Here is a 20,819-nt window from a genome sequence, read left to right on the forward strand (position 1 = left end):
GAGGGCGCGTGCTCGCCAGGCAACAGGAGTCGCACAAAACGGCACCCCCGAAACGCTGCGGAAACATTGGAAACATGCTCGCTACAAACGGAACTCCGTAACAAACTGTCAACGTTTGCACCATAAGGTTTGCCCTGTACCGCAAGACGGCCGCACCGCGGCCAGCGAAAAGGGGGACACCATGTTTAGCATCAACAACGTACTTAACCGCAGGAGTTTCTTGGCTGGCGCCGCGGCGCTCGGTGGCACCGCGGCGCTCGCTGGTTGCTCGTCGGGTGGCTCGGACGGCGGCTCCGCCGATGACGGCAAGACCTTCAAGATCGGTGTCATCGGCCCTCTGACCGGCGCCGCGGCAACCTATGGCGTTTCGGCCGAGAAGGGTGCCAAGCTCGCCGCCAAGGATTTCTCGACCAAGGACCTCAAACTCTCGCTTAAGTCCGAGGATGACGTCGCTGACGGCGAGAAGGCTATCAACGCCTTCAATACCCTGTGTGACTGGGGCATGCAGGCGCTCGTCGGTCCGGTCACCACCGGTGCTGCCGTCGCCGTCTCGGGCGAGATCGCCGACGACATGCTCATGGTCACGCCCTCGGCCTCGTCTCTCGACGTCACCAAGGATAAGACCACGGTCTTTCAGGTTTGCTTCACCGATCCCACCATGGGCGCCAGCGCCGCGAAGTTCTTGGCCGAGAAGTACGCGGACGCCAAGATCGCCCTGTTCTACAACTCCGGCGATACGTACAGCTCGGGTGTTGCCGATGCCTTTGCCGAGCAGGCCAAGGAGTCCAAACTTGATATCGTCGATACCGAGACCTTTAAGGACGATTCCTCCACGAGCTTTACCAACCAGCTCACCAAGGCCAAGGAGGCCGGCGCCACGCTCATCTTTGCGCCGATCTACTACACGCCGGCGTCCGTTTTGCTCAAGAACGCCAAGGACATGGGCTACGACATGACCCTCATGGGTACCGACGGCATGGACGGCCTGCTCTCTGTGGAAGGCTTCGATACCTCTCTTGCCGAGGGCGTGCTGCTTATGACCCCGTTCTCTGCCGACGACGAGAAGAATGCCGACTTCGTCAAGGCATATAAGGACGTCTACGACGAGACGCCTAACCAGTTTGCCGCCGACGCCTACGATTGCGTCCACGCCATCGCCGAGGCCATCGACAAGGCAGACATCGACATTACGGCCGACGGCGCCGACATTGCCGGCGACCTTGCCAAGGCCATGCGCAAGATCAAGATCGACGGCCTGACCGGCGAGCTAACGTGGAATGACGAAGGTCAGGTCGAAAAGCCTGCTACGGCCTATGTGATTCAGGACGGTAAGTACATCGCCGCCTAAGTGCATATACATCGAGACCGGCGGGCCGTTTTATTCAGGGCAAGGACGCCTGTAACAGAACGGAAACATTACTTTCACACAATAAAGTGGCTAAACTGCATAAACCGACAGGAATACGCAGAATTATGGATAAATGAACAAATCCAAAGAAAAGTTGAAATAATCGCCACTTTCCTTAACTAAAGCGTCTAGTATTTTGCGAACGCCGAACACGGCGAAGGATGGCCTGTCGGGTAACCGAAACCCGACGAGATTTGAGAGGAGAGCCGCATGTCGAGCCTCACCGGTAAGTCATTGAACCCTGTTATGAATCGCAGGAGCGTTATCGCGAGCGCAGCAGGTCTGGGGGCGATGTCCATTCTAGCTGGCTGCTCCTCCAACGGCGGCGACAGCGGTTCCGCGTCGGGCGACGCTTCGTTTAAGATCGGCACCATCGGCCCGCTGACCGGTGCCAACGCGTCCTACGGCAAGTCCGTTACACAGGCTGTCGAGCTTGGCTGCAAGGATTTCTCGACCAAGGAGCTGCCGCTTGTCTGCAAGGCCGAGGACGACCAGGCTGACGGCGAGAAGGCCGTCAACGCCTTCAACACCCTGCTCGACTGGGGCATGCAGGCCCTTGTCGGTCCGACCACCACGGGTGCGTCGGTCGCCGTTGCTGCTGAGTGCGGTAACGACCCCGAGACGTTCATGATTACCCCGTCCGCGTCCTCCGAGGACGTTACCAAGGGCAAGGATTGCGTCTTCCAGGTTTGCTTTACCGACCCCAACCAAGGTGTCAACGCTGCCAAGTTCCTGGCGCAGAAGTATGCGAACGAGAAGTTCGTGCTGTTCTATAACTCCGGCGACGCCTATTCTTCGGGTATCGCAGATTCCTTTAAGGCCCAGGCCGCTAAGTCTAAGCTTGAGATTGTCGACGAGGAGACCTTTAAGGACGACTCCGCCACGAGCTTTACCAACCAGCTGACCAAGGCCAAGCAGGCAGGCGCCACCATGATCTTTGCGCCGATCTACTACACGCCGGCGTCCGTCCTGCTCAAGAACGCCAAGGACATGGGCTACGACGTCAAGATGATGGGCTGCGACGGCATGGATGGCATCCTGGGCGTTGAGGGCTTCGACACCTCTCTTGCCGAGGGTCTGCTGCTCATGACCCCGTTTTCCGCCGACGACGAGAAGAACGCCGACTTCGTCAACGCTTATAAAGATAAGTACGGCGATACCCCCGACCAGTTTGCCGCCGACGCCTACGACGGCGTGCATGCTGTGGTCGAGGCTCTCAAGGAGGCCGGCTTGGGTGTCGACGCCGATCCCACCGAGGTTGCCGAGAAGCTTCCCGAGGCTATGCGCAACATTACTGTTGACGGCCTGACCGGCAAGCTCTCCTGGAACGACAAGGGCCAGGTCCAGAAGGAGCCCACGGCGTACGTCATCACCGATGGCAAGTACGTACAGGCCTAATTGGCCGCCTTACATAGAGCGGTTTTGATCCCAAGCAGGGGAGGTTTTGGCCTTCCCTGCTTGCTTGGTATCTAGGGACAGTGTAACGTCCCTGTTTCATACATCAACTGGAAACCTATTCGAAAGGGGGATGTGGAACATGACGGTCTTTATCCAATACCTGGTCAACGGCCTGTCCATGGGCAGCGTCTACGCCATCATCGCGTTGGGCTACACCATGGTCTACGGTATCGCCAAGATGCTGAACTTCGCTCACGGCGACGTCATCATGGTCGGTGCCTATGTCTCGTTCTGCGCCACGTCGTATCTCGGCCTCCCGGGCTGGGTATCTGTAATTCTTTCTTGTGTGGTCTGCACGGTTCTCGGCGTTCTCATCGAGGGTCTGGCCTATAAGCCGCTGCGCCAAGCAGGCCCGCTGGCCGTTCTGATCACGGCTATCGGCGTGTCTTACTTCCTGCAGAACGCCGCGCAGCTTCTGTGGGGCGCCACGCCCAAGAACTTCACTTCGCTCGTCACCTTCCAGGTGCCGGAGTTCTTGGCCAAGTTCAACGTAAGCGCCGTCTCGCTCGTCACCATCGTCGCCTGCCTGGTTATCATGGCCGGCCTGATGTTCTTTACAGGTAAGACCAAGATGGGCAAGGCCATGCGCGCCGTGTCCGAGGACAAGGCCGCCGCTCAGCTCATGGGCATCAACGTCAACCGCACCATCTCGATGACGTTTGCCATCGGCTCGGCGCTTGCCGCCATCGCCGGCGTGCTCCTGTGCTCCTACTCGCCGGTGCTGCAGCCCACGACGGGTGCCATGCCTGGCATCAAGGCCTTCGACGCCGCCGTCTTCGGCGGCATCGGCTCCATCCCCGGTGCCTTTGTCGGTGGCATTCTCATCGGCATCATCGAGGCGATGGCGCAGGCCTACATTTCCACGAGCCTTGCCAACTCCATCGTCTTTGGTGTTTTGATCATCGTCCTGCTCGTCAAGCCTGCCGGCCTCTTGGGCAAGTACGTCCCCGAGAAGGTGTAGGTGAGCGTTATGAAGTTTCTTAAAGACAAGCAGACGCGTCACGACTTTGTCACGTACGCCATGTGTATCGTGGCCTTCGCCATCGTGTTCTTTATGCAGTCCAACCATATGATTCCGCGCATGATCGCCGGTCAGCTGGTTCCCATCACGGCCTACATCGTCATGGCCATTTCCCTCAACCTCGTCGTCGGCATCGCGGGCGACCTGTCGCTGGGCCATGCGGGCTTTATGAGTGTCGGTGCCTACACGGGCATCGTCACCGCGGTCGCGCTGGAGAGCGCCGTTCCCTCCGATCCGGTGCGCCTTATCATCAGTATCGTGGTCGGCGCCATCGCCGCTGCCATCTTGGGCTTCTTGATTGGTATCCCGGTCCTGCGCCTGAGCGGCGATTACCTGGCTATCGTGACGCTGGCCTTTGGCGAGATCATCAAAGAGATCGTCACCTGCCTCATTGTGGGCGTCGACTCCCGCGGCCTGCACGTGATCTTTAACATCACGGGCAACTCTACGATCGACGACCTGCACCTGCTCGAGGACGGCACCGCCATCATCAAGGGCGCCCAGGGTGCCTCGGGCGTGTCGACGTACTCGACCTTCCTCGCCGGTGCCATCCTGGTCATGGTCGCACTCGTGATCGTGCTCAACCTGGTTCGCAGCCGTACCGGCCGTGCCATTATGGCCGTGCGCGATAACAAGATTGCAGCCGAGTCCGTAGGCATCTCCGTCACCGAGTACCGCATGATCGCCTTCGTGGTTTCCGCTGCCCTCGCCGGTGCTGCCGGAGCTCTCTTCGGCGGTAACTTCTCGCAGCTCTCCGCCACCAAGTTCGACTTCAACACGTCCATTCTCATCCTGGTGTTCGTGGTCCTGGGCGGCCTGGGCAACATGCGCGGTTCCGTCATCGCGGCGGCGTTGCTCACGGTGCTTCCCGAGCTGCTCCGTCAGTTTTCGGACTACCGCATGCTCATCTACGCCATCGTGCTGATCCTGGTCATGATCTTTACCAACAACCCGCAGCTCAAGGCGTTCTTCGGTCGCGTCAAGGACCGCTTTGCTTCCAAGAAGGAGGTGGCAGCCGATGCCCAGTAAATTTGAGTTCAAGAAGGGCAAGATGGTCCCGTATCCTTCTGGCGCCATCGTTCCCGATCGTGACCTGGGCGAGCGCCCTGCACTCGAGTGCATCCACCTGGGCATTGAGTTCGGTGGCCTTAAGGCAGTCGACGACTTTAGCCTGACTATCGGCAAGACCGAGATCGCCGGTCTGATCGGTCCCAACGGCGCCGGCAAGACCACGGTCTTCAACCTGCTCACCAAGGTGTACCAGCCCACGCATGGCACCATCCTGCTCGACGGCGAGGACACCTCGGGCAAGTCGGTCTACCAGGTCAACCGCATGGGTATTGCCCGTACCTTCCAGAACATTCGCCTATTCAACACCATGACGGTGGAGGATAACGTCAAGGTCGGCCTGCATAACCAGGAGCGTTACTCCGGCTTTGAGGGCGTGCTGCGCCTGCCGACGTATTGGAAGCACGAGAAGGCTGCTCACGAGCGCGCCATGGAGCTGCTGTCCATCTTTGATATGGAGCATCTGGCAAACGAGCAGGCCGGATCGCTGCCTTACGGCGCTCAGCGTCGTCTGGAGATCGTCCGCGCGCTTGCTACCAACCCCAAGCTACTGCTGCTCGACGAGCCTGCTGCCGGCATGAACCCGTCCGAGACCGCGGAGCTCATGGAGAACATCGTTAAGATTCGCGACACCTTTGGCATTGCCATCATGCTTATCGAGCATGATATGTCGCTCGTTATGAACATCTGCGAGGGCATCTGCGTGCTCAACTTTGGCAAGGTCATCGCCAAGGGCACGGCAGAGGAAATCCAGAATAACGATGCCGTTATCGAGGCGTATCTGGGCAAGCAGGATAAGGGGGAGAACTAAATGGCAGAGCCGATGCTTTCCGTCTACAACATCAACGTCTGGTACGGCGCCATCCACGCCATCAAGGACATCTCCTTTAACGTTAACGAGGGCGAGATCGTGGCCCTGATTGGCGCTAACGGCGCCGGCAAGTCCACGACGCTCAAGACTGTCTCGGGCCTGCTACGCTCCAAGACCGGCTCCATCAAGTTTATGGGCGAGGACATTACCCATACGCCCGCCGACAAGCTGGTTGGCAAGGGCCTGGCTCAGGTACCCGAGGGACGTCGCGCCTTTTTGCAGATGACGGTCGAGGAGAACTTGGAGATGGGCGCCTATACGCAGGCCAAGTCAACGGTGGCTCCGGGCCTTGAGCGCGTCTACGAGCAGTTTCCGCGCCTGAAGGAGCGCCGTCGCCAGGTCGCCGGCACTCTTTCGGGCGGCGAGCAGCAGATGCTCGTTATGGGGCGCGCCCTTATGAGTAACCCCAAACTGCTTATGCTCGACGAACCTTCCATGGGTCTGGCACCGATTCTGATCGAACAGATCTTCCAGATTGTCGAGGACCTGCACAAGGCCGGCACCACGGTGCTTCTGGTCGAGCAAAACGCGCAGATGGCTCTTTCCATCGCCACGCGCGGCTACGTGCTCGAGACCGGCAAGATCACCATGACCGGCACCGGCCAAGAGCTCCTGCATGACGACAACGTCCGCAAAGCCTACCTCGGAGGCTAACCCACCTAACAAAAGGGGCGCTGACTATCTCAGTCAGCGCCCCTTTTTAAGTTGCGGTGAAATAGGGACTGAATACGGGCTCCAGAGGCCAAAACAGTCCCTATTCCACCGCAACTTCATGGGGATGTGTGACAATGCCCGTCGGAAAACATCTGCTGTCTTTGGGGGTCTATCTATGCTGTACGAGTTTTGTGCCGAGAACTTTGAGCGAGTGCCGGCGGCCATCGAGGCCGGTGCGGGGCGCATTGAGCTGTGTGACAACCTCGCCGTCGGTGGCACCACGCCTTCCGCTGGCGTTATCAGCGCTACGGTCAGCTACGCTCACGAGCATGACGCGCGAGTGATGTGCATGATTCGTCCGCGGGGTGGCGACTTTCATTACAACCAAGACGAGCTGCGCATGATGGAGATGGACCTGGGCCTTGCCGTGAGCGCCGGCGTTGACGGCCTGGTCTTTGGCTGCTGCAAGCCCTGTGCCGGCGGCTGGGCGCTCGACGAGCTTACGCTGGGCGCTCTCGTGATGGCTACGGGCTGCGCGACCGAGGAGTGCAAGCGCGAGTCTCTTGACATCACCTTCCACATGGCATTTGACCAGCTCTCGCCCGAGGCTCAGCTCGATGCGATTGATACACTTGCCGACTGCGGCGTTACGCGCATCCTCACGCATGGCGGCGCGGCCGGTACGTCGATCGAGGATAATTTCGATCACCTGGCTCGTTTAATCGAGTATGCGGGCGATCGTTTGACCATCCTTCCCGGCGGCGGCATCACTACGGCAAATCGCGACGCGGTCGCGGCGGCGCTCGGCGTCTCCGAGCTCCATGGCACCAAGATCGTACCGCTGGAGGTATAACCCGTGGCGCTGGTATTTGACGTTCAGCAGGCGAGCGGCAAGCCCGACGATAATCGTCGCCCTGGCACCGCGTGCCCTTTTTGCGACACGGAGGGGCTTGCCAACATCATCCAGCGCGATGGTGACTGCATCTGGCTCGAGAATAAGTTCAAGACCTTGCGGGCCACACGTCAGACCGTATTGATCGAGTCTGCCAATCACGACGCCGACCTGGTGACCTATGAACCGGATGAGCTGCATCATGTGATGCGGTTTGCCCTGGGCTGTTGGCAGCAGATGATCGATTCCCAACAGTACCGCAGTGTGCTCATGTACAAGAACAAAGGCCCGCTTTCGGGCGGCAGCCTCGTCCATCCACACATGCAGATTGTGGGCTTGGAACAGGAGGACGGCTATGCGGCGCTGACCTCAGCCAACTTTGAAGGCATCAGTGTCTGGCAACAAGGGAGAATCTCGGTCGACATCTCAACCGAACCGATCATGGGGTTCTTTGAGGTCAACGTTTCAGCCCCGCAGGGAATCGCCGCCAGCGATGGCGCGCGAGACCAAGCCGAGACGGACCTCTTCGCCGATGCGATTCAGGTAGCTCTGCACTATATCCTGAACGAGCACCATGGTGGTCGCGCAGAGTCGTACAACTTGTTCTTCTACCACATGGACGGCCGGACCATTGCCAAGGCGCTTCCGCGTTGGGTGGTTTCGCCCTACTTTGTCGGCTATCGTTTGGCCCAGGTCAATGCTGAGACCACGCTCGATGTCGATGCGGAGCGACTCCGCGCACATCTGGAGGCGCTCACATCGTAAAGTGAGCGCCCGCACACTACGGACGGTTTAGCGCGCCATTGCATCGCGGCCGGCCTCGACGCGCTTGCGCTGGGCGGCGCGCTCCTCGCCGGTCAGACGCTCAAAGAAGTGCCCGATAAGCGAGGCGAGCACCTGCTGAAACAACGTTCCACACATGACGGGAAACACAACTTCGCCCGGAAAGTATTGCGTGGCGATGACGGCGCCCGAAGAGATATTGCGCATGCCGCAGGTAAAGCACATGGTGGTCGTTTCGCTATATGGCAGATGCAGCGCGCGGGCGACCAGAATGCCGACGACAAAGCCGCTGATGGCGAAGACCAAAATAAAGAGGGCGACTTCCAAGCGCACCGCGTTCATGTGCAGCACGTACTCGCTCATGGCGGTGGAGTTGGAGGCGATAACGCCCATCATCATGAACTTGCAGGCGGGCGAGAGCGCGGGGGAGAGTTTCTCGTGCCCCCAGCCGCGCGTGAGCTCGTTGATCACGATGCCGAGCACAGCGGGGATGGCGATCATAAAGGCCATGTTCTGCATCATGCTCGGCACGTCGATCGAGACGGTGGCGCCCAGCAGGAGCTTGAGCGTAAGCGGAATCGTCACAGGGGAGATGACCGAGGACGTCAGGATGATGGTGAGCGCGAGCGGTCCGTTGCCGCCGAACATGCTGATCCACATAAAAGCGGTGACTGCCACGGGCACACTGTATTCGAGCACGATGCCGCAGACAAGGTTGGGGTTGGAACCAAAGAACAACGATCCCATGGCATAGGCCGCGATGGGAATAAGCGCCGCCGAGACCAACAACGCCAGAATCAGGTGCAGCGGACGGTGGAACACCTCGGCTACCTGGTGAAAGGTGTTGCTGAGCGCACCCTGAAACGTCATAAAGGCGAAGAGGGCGGGAACAATGGGCTTGAGAACGCCGATCTGTTGAGGAAAGAGCACGCCGAGCGCCACACAAATCGGAACGATGATCTGCATGTGCCCCGCGAGGAACTTCCCCAGTCCAGCCCATTGCTTCATATGCCCCGCGACTCCCTTTATCCGCGAACTTGTTTGTATGGATATGCTAGACGCTCGTATGTGTCCGTGCGGCTGAAACGCTCGATTGTTTCGAGGCCATTACCGCCATCGTTTGCCGAAACCGCGGCGCACCGCGGCGTTTTGCGTCCGCGCTGCACGGTATAATAAATCCGTTCAACAGATCTGCCTGCCGAAGCGGGCATACACAGAGGACTCATCGCTATGAACCGTGAGAGGTATCGCGGCGACCTGCCCCTATCGGGGGTGGGTGCCTATGTCATCGCTTAAGACGACGCATCGCTGGGCGGTCGCTCAGCAAAATCCCGAGCTCGAAAAGGAACTTTCGGCTGGTCTGGGCATTCCTGGGCTGGTGGCGCGCATTATGGTCGCGCACGGCATTGGCTCCATCAAAGAGGGCCAATTGTTTTTGACGCCTTCGCTCGATCGCGACTGGGCCGACCCACTCATTATCCCGGGCATGTCGGTCGTTGCCGACCGCGTTGAGCGCGCTATTCGCAACCACGAGCACATTGCAGTCTTTGGCGATTTTGACGTTGACGGCATTACGTCGACCTGCCTGTTGACCGAGGCGCTGCGCACGTTTGGCGCCGATGTCACGCCGTTTATTCCGCATCGCTTTGATGAGGGCTACGGTCTTTCGCGCGCGGCACTCGACCGCGTTAACGAGCTCGCTCGCCCCCAGCTGATCGTGACCGTCGATAACGGCATTGCCGCCAAGGAAGAGGTTTCCTATCTGGAGAGCCTGGGGATCGATTTGGTGGTCACGGACCATCACGAGCCCTCCGACCAGGTGCCGCAGGGTGTGCCCCTGACCGACCCCAAGCTCGAGGACGAGGGCCCCTCGCGCGAGCTTGCCGGTGCTGGTGTGGCGCTCAAGCTGGTGCAAGTCCTGGGTGAGCGCCTGGGCAAGCCGTCGTATTGGCGTTCGCTAATCGAGGTCGCGGCGCTGGGCACCGTGTCCGACATGATGCCGCTCACGCCCGAGAACCGCGCGCTGGTTGCCGAGGGCATCCAGCAGATGCGCGTAACCGCTCGCCCCGGCTATATCGCGCTTGCCGCGCTCGCCAAGGCGGACCTTTCGAGCATTACGGCGGATGGCCTGTCATTCTCGCTCATTCCCCGCTTAAACGCTGCCGGTCGCATGGCCGATCCCAAGCTGGCGCTCGACCTGCTGCTTGCCCGCAATCCCATCGAAGCAAGCGCGCTGGCGGCTGAGCTCGAGGAAATCAACCGCCAGCGCCGTGAGATCGAGGCGGAGCTCACGCGCGATGCCATGGCAAAGGTCGAGGAGACCTATGACGGCGGACGCGCGATCGTCGTGGGCGGCGAAGGCTGGCACGAGGGCGTCAAGGGCATCGTGGCAAGCCGTCTGACCAACCGCTACCACGTGCCGGCGCTGCTGTTCTCGATCGAGGATGGTATCGCGCGCGGCTCTGGTCGCTCGGTGGGCAAAGTTAACCTGTTTGACGCTATCGAGCGCTGTTCCGACCTGATGATTCGTCGCGGCGGACATGCCGGCGCGGTGGGTGTGACCATCGAGGCGTCCAAGCTCGATGAGTTCCGCCGTCGCCTTTCCGCCGTGTTGTCCGAGCTTCCCGCCGAGGACTTTGAGGACACCGACGAGGTTGCCGCCACGGTCGACCTTTCCGAGCTGAATATCGAGACTATAGAGCAGATTTCCCGCCTTGAGCCGTTTGGCCAGGGTAATAAGGTGCCGCTGCTGGCCGCCGAGGGCGTGACGATGTGCGATCGCGCCGTGGTGGGCAAAACCGGCGAGCACATGCGCTTTGTGGCGACCGATGGCGCCGCGAGTGTGCCGGCCATTATGTTCCGCGTGCCGCAAATCGATAAGCTCATCAACTGCGATAGCGCTGTCGACTTGGTGTTCGAGGCCGTTGCCGAGCATTGGCAGGGGCGTGTGAAGCCCAAGCTCATGATCAAGGATGTTCTGGTCCGCGATACCATGCTGCCCAGCGTCGACGATCCGGCATGCGAGCTTCGTCGTGGCGTGCAGCCGGCGGATTCCGGCCTGCGCCTGGAGTCGCGCAAGCGCGAGACGCTCGCCCAGCTTTCCTATACCGAGCTCACGCGCTCGCTTATCCATAGCTTTATAGGCTCGAACCAGCCGCACCGCGCGCAGGTCGAGGCGCTCGATGCCCTGGCCGATCACCAAAGTGTTCTGGCCGTTATGGGAACGGGACGCGGCAAGTCGCTCATCTTCCATGTGCATGCCGCGCGCGAGGCGGTTCTTCGCGGGCGTGCGAGCATCTTTGTCTATCCGCTGCGCGCGCTCGTTGCCGACCAGGCCTATCACCTCTCGTCGACGATGGCCGCGCTCGGCATTGGCGTCGGCGTGTTGACCGGCGAGACCGTGGAGGCGGCGCGCGATGACGTGTTCGCCGGCCTGGCTTCGGGCCGCACCGGTATCGTGCTCACGACGCCCGAGTTCCTGTCTATCCACCGTGACCGCTTCGCGCGTTCGGGCCGCATCGGCTTTGTCGTTATCGATGAGGCGCACCACGCCGGCCTTGCCAAGGGCGGCGACCGCAGCGCCTATCTCGACATGCCCGATATCCTCAAAGCCCTGGGCGACCCGGTCGTTATGGCTGCGACGGCCACCGCGACGGCTCCGGTCGTGGCCGAGCTTGCCCGCATGTTGCCGATCACTCGCACGGTGGTCGACGAGACGGTGCGCGAGAACCTGCAGCTCGAGGACGACCGCGACCTTGCGAGCCGCGAGAACCGTTTAGTGTCGATCGTGGCGACGGGGGAGAAGACCGTCATTTACGTCAATTCGCGTGATCAGTCCGTGGCGCTTGCCAAGACACTACGCAAACGCGTTCCCGACTGTGCGACCCGTATCGCGTTCTATAACGCTGGCCTTACGCGCACCGACCGCCATCGCGTAGAAGAAGCGTTTCGAGACGGCAGCCTCAGCTGCATCGTTTCGACCTCCGCCTTTGGCGAGGGTGTCAACCTGCCCGATATCCGCCATGTCGTGCTCTACCACATGCCGTTTGGCGCCATCGAGTTCAACCAGATGAGCGGACGTGCCGGCCGCGACGGCCAGCCCGCCGTAATCCATCTGCTCTATTCGTCGCGCGACGCCCGCATTAACGAGCGCCTGCTCGACTGCTATGCGCCCGAGCGCGACGAGCTCGTCACGCTCTATCGCGCGCTGCAGACCATGTGGCGCTCCAACCGCGGCAAAACCGGGGACGATTCCTTTAGCGCGAGCGATATCGACATCGCGCAGATGTGCCTTGCCATCGATGCTCGCACGCCGGTCGACGAGCGCTCGGTGGAAAGCGGCCTGGGAATCTTCGAAGAGCTTGGTTTCTGTCGCGTTTCGGGGTTTGACGACACTCGTCGTATCGCGATGGCCGAAAACCCCGGCCGCGTGCAATTGAGCAGGTCAATTCGCTATTTGGAGGGCTTGCGCTCGCGCATGGAGTTTTCGGCTTTCCGGAGCTGGGCGCTCGATTCGTGCGCTTCTGATATGCTAGCCAAAGTTAACCGCCCGATCGTACCGCGGGCCTAGGGGAAGGGGACCTCGATGGATGCCGCAGCCCGTACCGCCCATGATTCCACCCTCCAGCCGTTTTCGGAGATGGAGCACTATAAGCATGCCGATGAGCTGCCGCCCGAGATTATGGCGGACAGCTACGACAAGCTGGAGCGCCTGTGCCTCAAATATATGAATGAGGGCGACTTTTCTAAGGTTGAGCAGGCCTACTGCTTTGCCGCCGAGAAGCACTGCAACCAAAAGCGCCGCTCGGGCGAGATGTACATTAACCATCCCGTCGAGGTTGCCATCATTTTGGCCGATCTCAAGATGGACTGCGATGTGGTGTGCGCCGCGCTGCTGCACGATACCGTCGAGGATACCGAGACTTCTCTTGCCGATGTTTCCGGCCTGTTTGGCGATACGGTGGCCGAGCTCGTCGATGGCGTGACCAAGCTCACCAACATCGAAGTCGACAGCATGGACGAGAAGCAGGCGCTCACGCTGCGCAAGATGTTCCTCGCCATGTCCAAGGACATTCGCGTCATCATCGTTAAACTTGCCGACCGTCTGCACAACATGCGAACGCTGGCAGCCCTGCGCGAGGATCGTCGCCTGTTTAAGGCTCGCGAGACCATGGACGTGTACGCGCCCTTGGCCGACCGCCTGGGCATGAGCTCTATTAAGTGGGAGCTCGAGGACCTGTCCTTCTTCTACCTGGAGCCCGATGCCTACCAGCGCATCGCGCGCATGGTGGCTGAGTCGCGCGAGGTCCGCGAGCGCTACCTTGCCGAGACCATCAAGACGCTTACCGATGAGCTCAACCGCATTGGTCTGGAGGACTTCCAGATCAACGGCCGCTCCAAGCACTATTGGTCCATCTACCAAAAGATGAAGCGCAAGGGCAAGGAGTTCTCCGAGATCTACGACCTGGTGGCGCTGCGCGTAATTACCCATTCGGTGCGCGATTGCTACTCCACGCTCGGTGCGGTGCATACGCTGTGGCACCCCATGCCTGGTCGCTTTAAAGACTATATCGCCATGCCCAAGGTCAATAACTACCAGTCGCTCCACACGACGGTCATCGGCCCTACGGCTCGTCCGCTCGAGATTCAGATTCGAACCTACGAGATGCATGAGCAGGCCGAGTACGGCATTGCCGCCCACTGGCTATATAAGAAGTCGGGCGGATCGTCTGCTTCCAAGACCAATGACGCTCAACGTTTGGACGACCAGATCAACTGGCTCAAGCATTCGCTCGATTGGGCGGCTTCCGACGAGATTACCGATGCCAAGGAATACCTGCACTCGCTGAAGGTCGATCTGTTCGATCAGGAGATCTTTGTCTTCACGCCCAAAGGCGAGGTCATGGCGCTTCGTGCTGGCTCCACGCCGCTCGACTTTGCCTATGCCGTTCATACCGAGGTGGGAAACCATTGCGTCGGCGCCAAAATCAACGGTGCGGTGGCTCCGCTCACGCACGAGATCAAGACGGGCGACCGCGTTGAAATCCTGACTAACAAGAGTTCCAAGCCGTCGCGCGATTGGCTCAAGATCGTTAAGACACCTTCCGCCAAGTCAAAGATCCGCCGCTATTTTGCCGCTGCGACCAAGGACGACGACGCTGCCGCCGGTCGCGATATGCTGGCCAAGGACCTGCGTAAGCGTGGCTATGGCATTTCTACGCCGCGTTCGACGCGTGCACTCAACGCCGTGGCGGAGCAGTTTAACTTCAAGCAGCTCGAGGACCTGTTTGCCGCCGTCGGCGCCGGCAAGGTTGCCCCGCGCGCTGTGGGCAATAAGGTCGAGCAAATCTTGGACCCCAAGCCCGAGGAACAGCTCACCAAGGCCGAGGCTATCGCCGAGGTCGTGAAGCAGCCCGCTCGCGGCTCCAACCGCAAGCCGCAAAAGCGCGGCAAGAGCGCCAGTAACGGCATTATCGTCAAGGGCGAGAGCAACAGCGGCCTGCTGGTCCGTCTGGCTCATTGCTGCAACCCCGTGACGGGTGACGACATCGTCGGCTTCATCACGCGCGGTCGTGGCGTTTCGGTGCATCGCGCCAACTGCCCCAACGTCAAGGGTCTTATGGAACATCCCGAGCGCATGATCGATGTGGAGTGGGACGGCGCTGCTGACACCCTCTTCCAGGTCGAGATCGTGGTCGAGTGCTTGGACCGCATGGGCCTGCTCAAGGATGTCACCATTGCCATTGGCGATGCGGGTGGCAATATCCTTTCTGCCGCCACGTCGACCAACCGCGAGGGTATTGCAACCCTGCGCTTTATGGTCGAGATCTCGGACGCGAGTGGTCTGGATCCGCTGCTGGCTTCCATCAGCAGTGTTGACTCGGTCTACGACGCGCGCCGTCTTATGCCCGGCGAAGGCGGAGCTCAGCTCAAGCGCCGTGTGTAGGTGCGAGAGCCTCTCAGCATCATAGATAATTGGTTACGTTCGAGGCATCGTTTGGTGCCTCGAACGTATTTTAGAAGGAGGGTATGCGCATGGGCGATATGACTTTGGACCTGACACCCCGAGGTGCGGTTTCGATTGAGGCACTCGTCAACGGCCCGATTCAGACCAACAGCTACGCCGTGATTTCGAATGACGAGTGCTTAATCGTCGATCCGGCGTGGGAGGGCGAGCGTCTTGTGGAGCATATCCGCACCGCGCATCCCGAGGTGCGCGTACTCGGCTCTGTCTGCACGCACGGTCATGCCGACCATGTTGGCGGGGTTGCCGGGGTTCGAGCTGTCGTTGGCGACAGCGCACTATATGAGTTGTGCGCTAAGGACGTGACGGTACCTCGCGCAAATATCGAGGAGCAGCGCGCCATGTGGGGTATCGAGACGCCCGATCCGGGTGAGCCGACGCGCTTGCTTGCCGAGGGCGATACAATCGAGGTGGGCGACGTCTGTCTGCAGGTGATCGAGACGCCGGGGCATACGCCGGGCGGCATCGTCCTGTTCGCCGCGACCGAGCAGGGGAACATCGCCTTTGTGGGCGACACGCTTTTCCCGGGCAGTCACGGTCGTACCGATCTTTCCGGCGGTGACGAGGCGGCGATTATGCGCTCGCTCTCCAAACTTGCCAAGACGCTTCCGCCCGATACCGTTTGCTTGACGGGCCATGGCGATTCGACCACGATGGCGCGCGAACTTATGCAGAACCCGTTTATGCAGATGTAGGCTCGAAGCCGTCTTTCGAACCACGAAGACCGCTCAATCGTCAAGCTATTTTCCCCAGTGGGTCGATTCTGTGGGGCAAACGGTCAAAATTTGTCCAATCGGATGGTATTCGTGAACAAACGAACGTTTATGCTCGGGTATGTCGTGGTAAAATCTCAGGCGTTATCGGAGCAACCTTACAGGAGGTTTCTTTTATGCTCGTCAACGCAGCAGACATGCTCAAGAAGGCCGAGGCCGGCAAGTACGCTCTCGGTGCCTTCAACACCAACAACCTCGAGTGGACCCTGGCTATTCTCCAGGCCGCCGAGGAGGCCAAGTCTCCGCTGATCCTTCAGTGCACCGCTGGTGCCGCTAAGTGGATGGGCGGTTTCAAGGTCTGCGCCGACATGGTCAAGGCTGCCGTCGAGGCCACGGGCGTTACCGTCCCCGTCGCCCTTCACCTCGATCACGGTTCTTACGAGGACTGCTTCAAGTGCATCGAGGCCGGCTTCACGTCCATCATGTATGACGGCTCTCACGAGGAGACCTTCCAGCTTAACCTCGACCGCACCAAGGAGCTCGTTGAGCTTGCCCACTCCAAGGGCATGTCCATCGAGGCCGAGGTCGGCGGCATCGGCGGCACCGAGGACGGCGTGACCTCCAACGGCGAGCTCGCTGACCCCGCTGAGTGCAAGCAGATTGCTGACCTGGGCGTCGACTTCCTCGCCTGCGGTATCGGCAACATCCACGGCGTGTATCCCGCCGACTGGGCTGGCCTTTCCTTCGAGCGTCTGGGCGAGATCAAGGCTCAGACCGGCGACCTGCCCCTCGTTCTGCACGGTGGTACCGGCATCCCCGAGGATCAGATCAAGAAGGCCATCTCCCTGGGTATCTCCAAGATCAACGTCAACACCGATCTGCAGCTCGTCTTCGCCAAGGGCGTTCGCGAGTATATCGAGGCTGGCAAGGATCAGCAGGGCAAGGGCTTTGACCCCCGCAAGCTCCTCAAGCCTGGTCGCGACAACATCGTTGCCCGCACCAAGGAGCTCATGGAGGAGTTTGGCTCCGTCAACAAGGCGTAAGTAGCGGTTTAACTTTCCCGTCGGAGGCCCCGTTCACCCTACGCTTTTCCCTTGCGCTCACCTGGCTTTGCCAGAAGTCGCGCAATGGGAAAAGCTCCGGGTGAACGGGGCCTCCTTCGTTAACTCGCTACAGGGTTACTGGGCTGATTTCATATAATTTAGACTACCGTTTATCGGTGTTAGGGGCTCCTTGGTTGGGGCTTTGTTTTTATGCCGGTACAATGGACTCAACTTGTCGTTTGACGTGGGAGTGGTTATGGCTGTTGTTGATGTTTTACCTGCTGATGGGAAGGTTATTGACGAGGGTCCTGTTGGTTGCTCTGTTGATGTTTGCTGTGATGACTTTCGTCATCTCGATATTGGACTGCCGCCTGAGATTCTTCGTCTCAAGGATGCCGGCTATTTGACGCAGGCTGTTGCTGCCTGCGATCGCCTTTTGGAACAGAACCCCGAGCCTTCGCTTGCTGCTTGTGTTCGTGCCGAGCGGTATCGCATGCTCGAGACGCCGCTTCATTTTTCGGTGTCGCGTGATCGGGCTATCGAGATGATCCGCGAGGAGTGGCCCGAGTTTACCGATGAGCAGTTTGACGATCTGATTGACCGTAAGCGTATTGACTGGCGCTTTATCGATGGCGAGCTGTTCGTTCTCGACAACTTCCTCGATTCGCTTCGCGTATATCCCAAAGAGGTCCCCGGCATGCGTCCCGATCCTACGGACGGAATTGCACTGCGCAACGAGATGCTCAAGGAGATGGAGTCACAAAACGGATTGACTCGCGTTATTACGCTTAAGGCGTCCTTGTCTGTCCCCGGCGCTCTAGAGGGGGAGACCGTTCGCGCTTGGCTTCCCGTAGCCGCCACCTGCCGCCAACAGTCTCAGGTCGAGATTCTCGACATGACGCCGGAGGGTGCTGTTGCTCCCGCGAACGCTTCGGCGCGTACCGCCTCGTGGTCTTCTTCGAGTGAGCGCTCATTCTCGGTGACTTATCGTTATCACATCGATGCTGCTTATTGTGATGTCTACGGTGGCACACTTCCGGTTCATCCGCGTATGGACGCGCCTCTGCCCGAGGATATTTCCGAGGACCGTCCGCACATTGCATTTACGCCGTATCTGCAGCAGCTGACGGCCAGCGTTGTTGGCGGACTCGAGGATCCGCTCGATCGCGCCCGTGCTATCTATGATTACCTGACGCAGTATATCGACTATCGCTATCAGCCGCCGTACTTGCTTTTGGGATCTATTGCCGATGACTGCGCGCATTCGCTCCGCGGCGATTGCGGCGTTATGGCGCTCACGTTTATCACCATGTGCCGTATCGCGGGCGTGCCTGCCCGTTGGCAGAGCGGCCTCTACGTTGCGCCCGATTCGGTGGGGTCGCACGACTGGGCAGAGTTCTATACGTCGCAGACCGGTTGGCTCAACGCCGACGTGTCATTTGGATCTTCTGCTCGCAGGATGGGGGAGGAGTGGCGCCGCCGTCACTACTTTGGCAATCTCGACCCATGGCGTATGGTGGCCAACAATCGATTCCAGGCAGAGTTTGAGCCCTCTTTCGACGGCATGCGCGAGGACCCTTACGATAACCAGATGGGTGAGGCTTCGGTCGACGGTCGCGGATGCCGTCAGCGCGAGATGCTACGCACGGTCGAACTCGTCGAAATGCTCGAAGTTCCATTTTCGGACTAATCGGTAGAAAGCTGTGATAAACTAACTCACGCATTACGTGCCCGAGTGGCGGAATTGGCAGACGCAGTGGACTCAAAATCCACCGTTGGCAACAACGTGCGAGTTCGAGTCTCGCCTCGGGCACCATACATGCAAGTGAGCGTTCGAGGGGGGGGTTGCGGCCCCCTTTTTCGTGCCGAACTCGCGTGAGCGCGCGAAGCGTTAAGCAAACAGGCCTGTGGCCTGTTTGTAGCGGAGCGTGGCGAGGGCGCCGCGCGCCCGAAGCCCGGGGCTTCGCGAAGCGAAGGCCCTTCGAGTCTCGCCTCGGGCACCATACATGCAAGTGAGCGTTCAAGGGGGTTGCGGCCCCCTTTTTCGTGTACGTAATGTGATAACGCGCTGTACGTGTTATTATTCGCAAGGCGTTGTTCCCGCAATGCCCTAAAGAGGAACCCGAGGGTTCCCACCTTTTGGCGCCAATGAGCAGCTGACTGGTCATACAACTTAGATTCCCTTCCTCAAATCGAGGAACTCTATGTGTACGACCTGGTTGCTGAGAAGCGCCGGGTTATTTTTTTATGAATGGAGGTAGGGAAAATAGCTAAGTCTGATGACACCCGCATCAACGACGAGATTACTGCATCTTCGTGCCGTTTGATTGGCGTCGATGGCTCTCAGCTCGGCCTGTTCGCCATCCGCGATGCCCAGCGTGTCGCCGACGATCAGGGTCTCGACCTGGTCGAGATCGCTCCCAACGCGGAGCCGCCGGTCTGCAAGGTCATGGACTACGGTAAGTTCAAGTACCAGCAGGCCATGAAGGCCAAGGCTGCTCGTAAGAACCAGTCCAAGGTCGAGGTCAAGGAAATGAAGTTCCGACCCAAGATCGACGTTGGCGACTACGAGACCAAGAAGGGCCACGTTCTGCGTTTCCTCAAGAAGGGCGCACGCGTTAAGATCACCATCATGTTCCGCGGCCGTGAGATGGCTCACCCGGAGCAGGGCCTTAACGTTCTCGAGCGTCTCGCCGAGGATCTCAAGCCTTACGCTACGGTCGAGTCCAAGCCTAAGATGGAAGGCCGTAACATGCTTATGCTGCTCGCCCCGATTAAGGGCGCCTTCGATGAGGATAAAGCGGCAAGCGATACTAAGTAACTAGTGTTCTGTAACCGATTAAGGAGTATTTCATGCCTAAGATGAAGTCCCACAGCGGCACCAAGAAGCGTTTCCGCAAGACTGGTACCGGCAAGCTTATGCGCGCCAAGGCTTTCAAGAGCCACATCCTGAGCAAGAAGTCCACCAAGCGTAAGCGTGGCTTCCGTCAGGAGACCGAGATTGCCGCTGCCGACCGCAAGGTCATCAAGTCGCGTCTCGCCTAAGTTCGCGTTCCCGTTTTTCGTTTTACCGTCTAGGAGTTGATAGAACATGGCACGTATTAAGCGCGCTGTTGCCGCCAAGAAGAAGCGCCGTACCGTTATGCACCGTGCGAAGGGTTACTACGGTGCCGCTTCGCGTACTTACAAGCATGCTAAAGAGCAGGTCCAGCACTCCCTGCAGTATCAGTATCGTGATCGCCGCAACAAGAAGCGCGAGATCCGTTCTCTTTGGATCACTCGTATCAACGCTGCTGCTCGCCTGAACGACGTCTCTTACTCTCAGTTCATGCACGGCCTGAAGGTTGCCGGCATCGAGCTCGACCGCAAGGTCCTGGCTCAGATGGCATACGAGGACATCGAGTCCTTCAACGAGCTGGCTACCATCGCCAAGAAGGCTCTCGAGGCCTAATAGATTCTCTTGAATCGCTAGGGGAGTGTCGCGTTATGCGCGGCGCTCCCTCTTTTTATCTGAAGCGCTGGTTTATATAGCAAAAGCGCGGGTAGATAGACACTTACAGGTGACCGATCTTTATATATCTCTTAACCGAAGGGTCATCATCTGATACGTGCAGTATTTCTGCACCAGCCTTTCTATGACTTATATAGAAAGCAATATATTGTGTAGGACTTGTGAAGAGTGGAATTGACGTCCCACAGGGCTTCGCGGTCTGGCAATATATCTCCTTGCCGCGCGGCCCGGTGCAACCGTGAACCAGCGCAGGCGTGCACCTTGAGAACCGGATACTGCGAGGATGGACACTTCAAGTGTCGCATCCGGGCAGACATCGAACCATTTGAAATGGTCTAACTTGGATTTGTTTTTCGCAAGGCCGCCGAGAGGC

Annotated in this window: 18 protein-coding genes and 1 tRNA gene; 17 read left to right on the forward strand and 2 right to left on the reverse strand. The window is 59.3% G+C overall.

Annotation, left to right across the window (positions count from 1 at the left end; all coding sequences use genetic code 11):
- The first annotated feature begins 181 nt into the window (after positions 1-181).
- The 8 genes from ABHR75_RS03150 to ABHR75_RS03185 all read left to right on the forward strand — a co-directional run bounded on the left by ABHR75_RS03150 (position 182) and on the right by ABHR75_RS03185 (position 8,137).
- A complete protein-coding gene (locus tag ABHR75_RS03150; protein ID WP_346963606.1) occupies positions 182-1,348 on the forward strand; it encodes an ABC transporter substrate-binding protein in 1,167 nt (388 codons plus the stop codon).
- A gap of 270 nt (positions 1,349-1,618) precedes the next feature.
- Positions 1,619-2,806 carry an ABC transporter substrate-binding protein gene (locus ABHR75_RS03155; RefSeq protein WP_346963607.1) on the forward strand — a complete coding sequence of 396 codons (1,188 nt, stop codon included), beginning with the start codon at positions 1,619-1,621 and terminating at the stop codon, positions 2,804-2,806.
- A gap of 139 nt (positions 2,807-2,945) precedes the next feature.
- Complete coding sequence (locus ABHR75_RS03160; RefSeq protein WP_035137220.1) at positions 2,946-3,827, forward strand: branched-chain amino acid ABC transporter permease; 882 nt, start codon at positions 2,946-2,948, stop codon at positions 3,825-3,827.
- A 9-nt stretch (positions 3,828-3,836) separates the two neighbouring features.
- The gene (locus tag ABHR75_RS03165) at positions 3,837-4,916 is read left to right on the forward strand and encodes a branched-chain amino acid ABC transporter permease (RefSeq protein WP_117758808.1); all 1,080 of its coding nucleotides are present in this window, start codon (positions 3,837-3,839) and stop codon (positions 4,914-4,916) included.
- On the forward strand, positions 4,906-5,766 hold the full coding sequence (locus ABHR75_RS03170; RefSeq protein ID WP_055310550.1) for an ABC transporter ATP-binding protein: 861 nt from the start codon (positions 4,906-4,908) through the stop codon (positions 5,764-5,766). Before ABHR75_RS03165 ends, ABHR75_RS03170 begins: the two co-directional genes overlap by 11 nt.
- Positions 5,767-6,480 carry an ABC transporter ATP-binding protein gene (locus ABHR75_RS03175; RefSeq protein ID WP_346963608.1) on the forward strand — a complete coding sequence of 238 codons (714 nt, stop codon included), beginning with the start codon at positions 5,767-5,769 and terminating at the stop codon, positions 6,478-6,480.
- 175 nt (positions 6,481-6,655) lie between these two features.
- Positions 6,656-7,333, forward strand: coding sequence for a copper homeostasis protein CutC (locus ABHR75_RS03180; RefSeq protein ID WP_346963609.1), 678 nt, complete (start codon positions 6,656-6,658; stop codon positions 7,331-7,333).
- A gap of 3 nt (positions 7,334-7,336) precedes the next feature.
- Entirely contained in the window at positions 7,337-8,137 is an 801-nt protein-coding gene (locus ABHR75_RS03185) for a DUF4931 domain-containing protein (protein ID WP_346963610.1), read from the forward strand.
- A gap of 27 nt (positions 8,138-8,164) precedes the next feature.
- On the opposite strand, the gene ABHR75_RS03190 is transcribed toward ABHR75_RS03185, so the two are convergent.
- A complete protein-coding gene (locus ABHR75_RS03190; protein WP_195234625.1) occupies positions 8,165-9,163 on the reverse strand; it encodes a bile acid:sodium symporter family protein in 999 nt (332 codons plus the stop codon).
- 274 nt (positions 9,164-9,437) lie between these two features.
- Between ABHR75_RS03190 and recJ the strand changes: the two genes are divergently transcribed.
- The 9 genes from recJ (at position 9,438) to rplT (ending at position 20,386) form a co-directional block, all read left to right on the forward strand.
- Positions 9,438-12,725, forward strand: coding sequence for a single-stranded-DNA-specific exonuclease RecJ (gene recJ, locus ABHR75_RS03195; protein WP_346963611.1), 3,288 nt, complete (start codon positions 9,438-9,440; stop codon positions 12,723-12,725).
- A gap of 15 nt (positions 12,726-12,740) precedes the next feature.
- Entirely contained in the window at positions 12,741-15,101 is a 2,361-nt protein-coding gene (locus ABHR75_RS03200; RefSeq protein WP_346963612.1) for a RelA/SpoT family protein, read from the forward strand.
- Positions 15,102-15,190: 89 nt separating this feature from the next.
- Positions 15,191-15,874, forward strand: a complete 684-nt coding sequence (locus ABHR75_RS03205; protein ID WP_346963613.1) for an MBL fold metallo-hydrolase — start codon at positions 15,191-15,193, stop codon at positions 15,872-15,874.
- Between the two features lie 194 nt (positions 15,875-16,068).
- On the forward strand, positions 16,069-16,935 hold the full coding sequence (gene fba / locus ABHR75_RS03210; RefSeq protein ID WP_006234429.1) for a class II fructose-1,6-bisphosphate aldolase: 867 nt from the start codon (positions 16,069-16,071) through the stop codon (positions 16,933-16,935).
- Between the two features lie 256 nt (positions 16,936-17,191).
- On the forward strand, positions 17,192-18,625 hold the full coding sequence (locus ABHR75_RS03215; protein ID WP_346963614.1) for a transglutaminase-like domain-containing protein: 1,434 nt from the start codon (positions 17,192-17,194) through the stop codon (positions 18,623-18,625).
- Between the two features lie 39 nt (positions 18,626-18,664).
- Positions 18,665-18,751, forward strand: a tRNA-Leu gene (locus ABHR75_RS03220).
- Positions 18,752-19,186: 435 nt separating this feature from the next.
- Entirely contained in the window at positions 19,187-19,756 is a 570-nt protein-coding gene (gene infC, locus ABHR75_RS03225) for a translation initiation factor IF-3 (protein ID WP_006234423.1), read from the forward strand.
- Positions 19,757-19,788: 32 nt separating this feature from the next.
- Positions 19,789-19,980, forward strand: coding sequence for a 50S ribosomal protein L35 (gene rpmI, locus ABHR75_RS03230; protein ID WP_006234422.1), 192 nt, complete (start codon positions 19,789-19,791; stop codon positions 19,978-19,980).
- A 46-nt stretch (positions 19,981-20,026) separates the two neighbouring features.
- Positions 20,027-20,386 (forward strand): 50S ribosomal protein L20, encoded by a 360-nt coding sequence (gene rplT / locus ABHR75_RS03235; RefSeq protein ID WP_346963615.1) that lies wholly within the window; start codon positions 20,027-20,029, stop codon positions 20,384-20,386.
- Between the two features lie 189 nt (positions 20,387-20,575).
- Here rplT and ABHR75_RS03240 read toward each other — a convergent pair.
- Positions 20,576-20,819: hypothetical protein (locus tag ABHR75_RS03240; RefSeq protein WP_346963616.1), on the reverse strand; the 244-nt coding region annotated here is incomplete at its 5' end.

Source organism: Collinsella aerofaciens (genome assembly GCF_039752955.1).
GTDB lineage: Bacteria > Actinomycetota > Coriobacteriia > Coriobacteriales > Coriobacteriaceae > Collinsella > Collinsella aerofaciens_BI.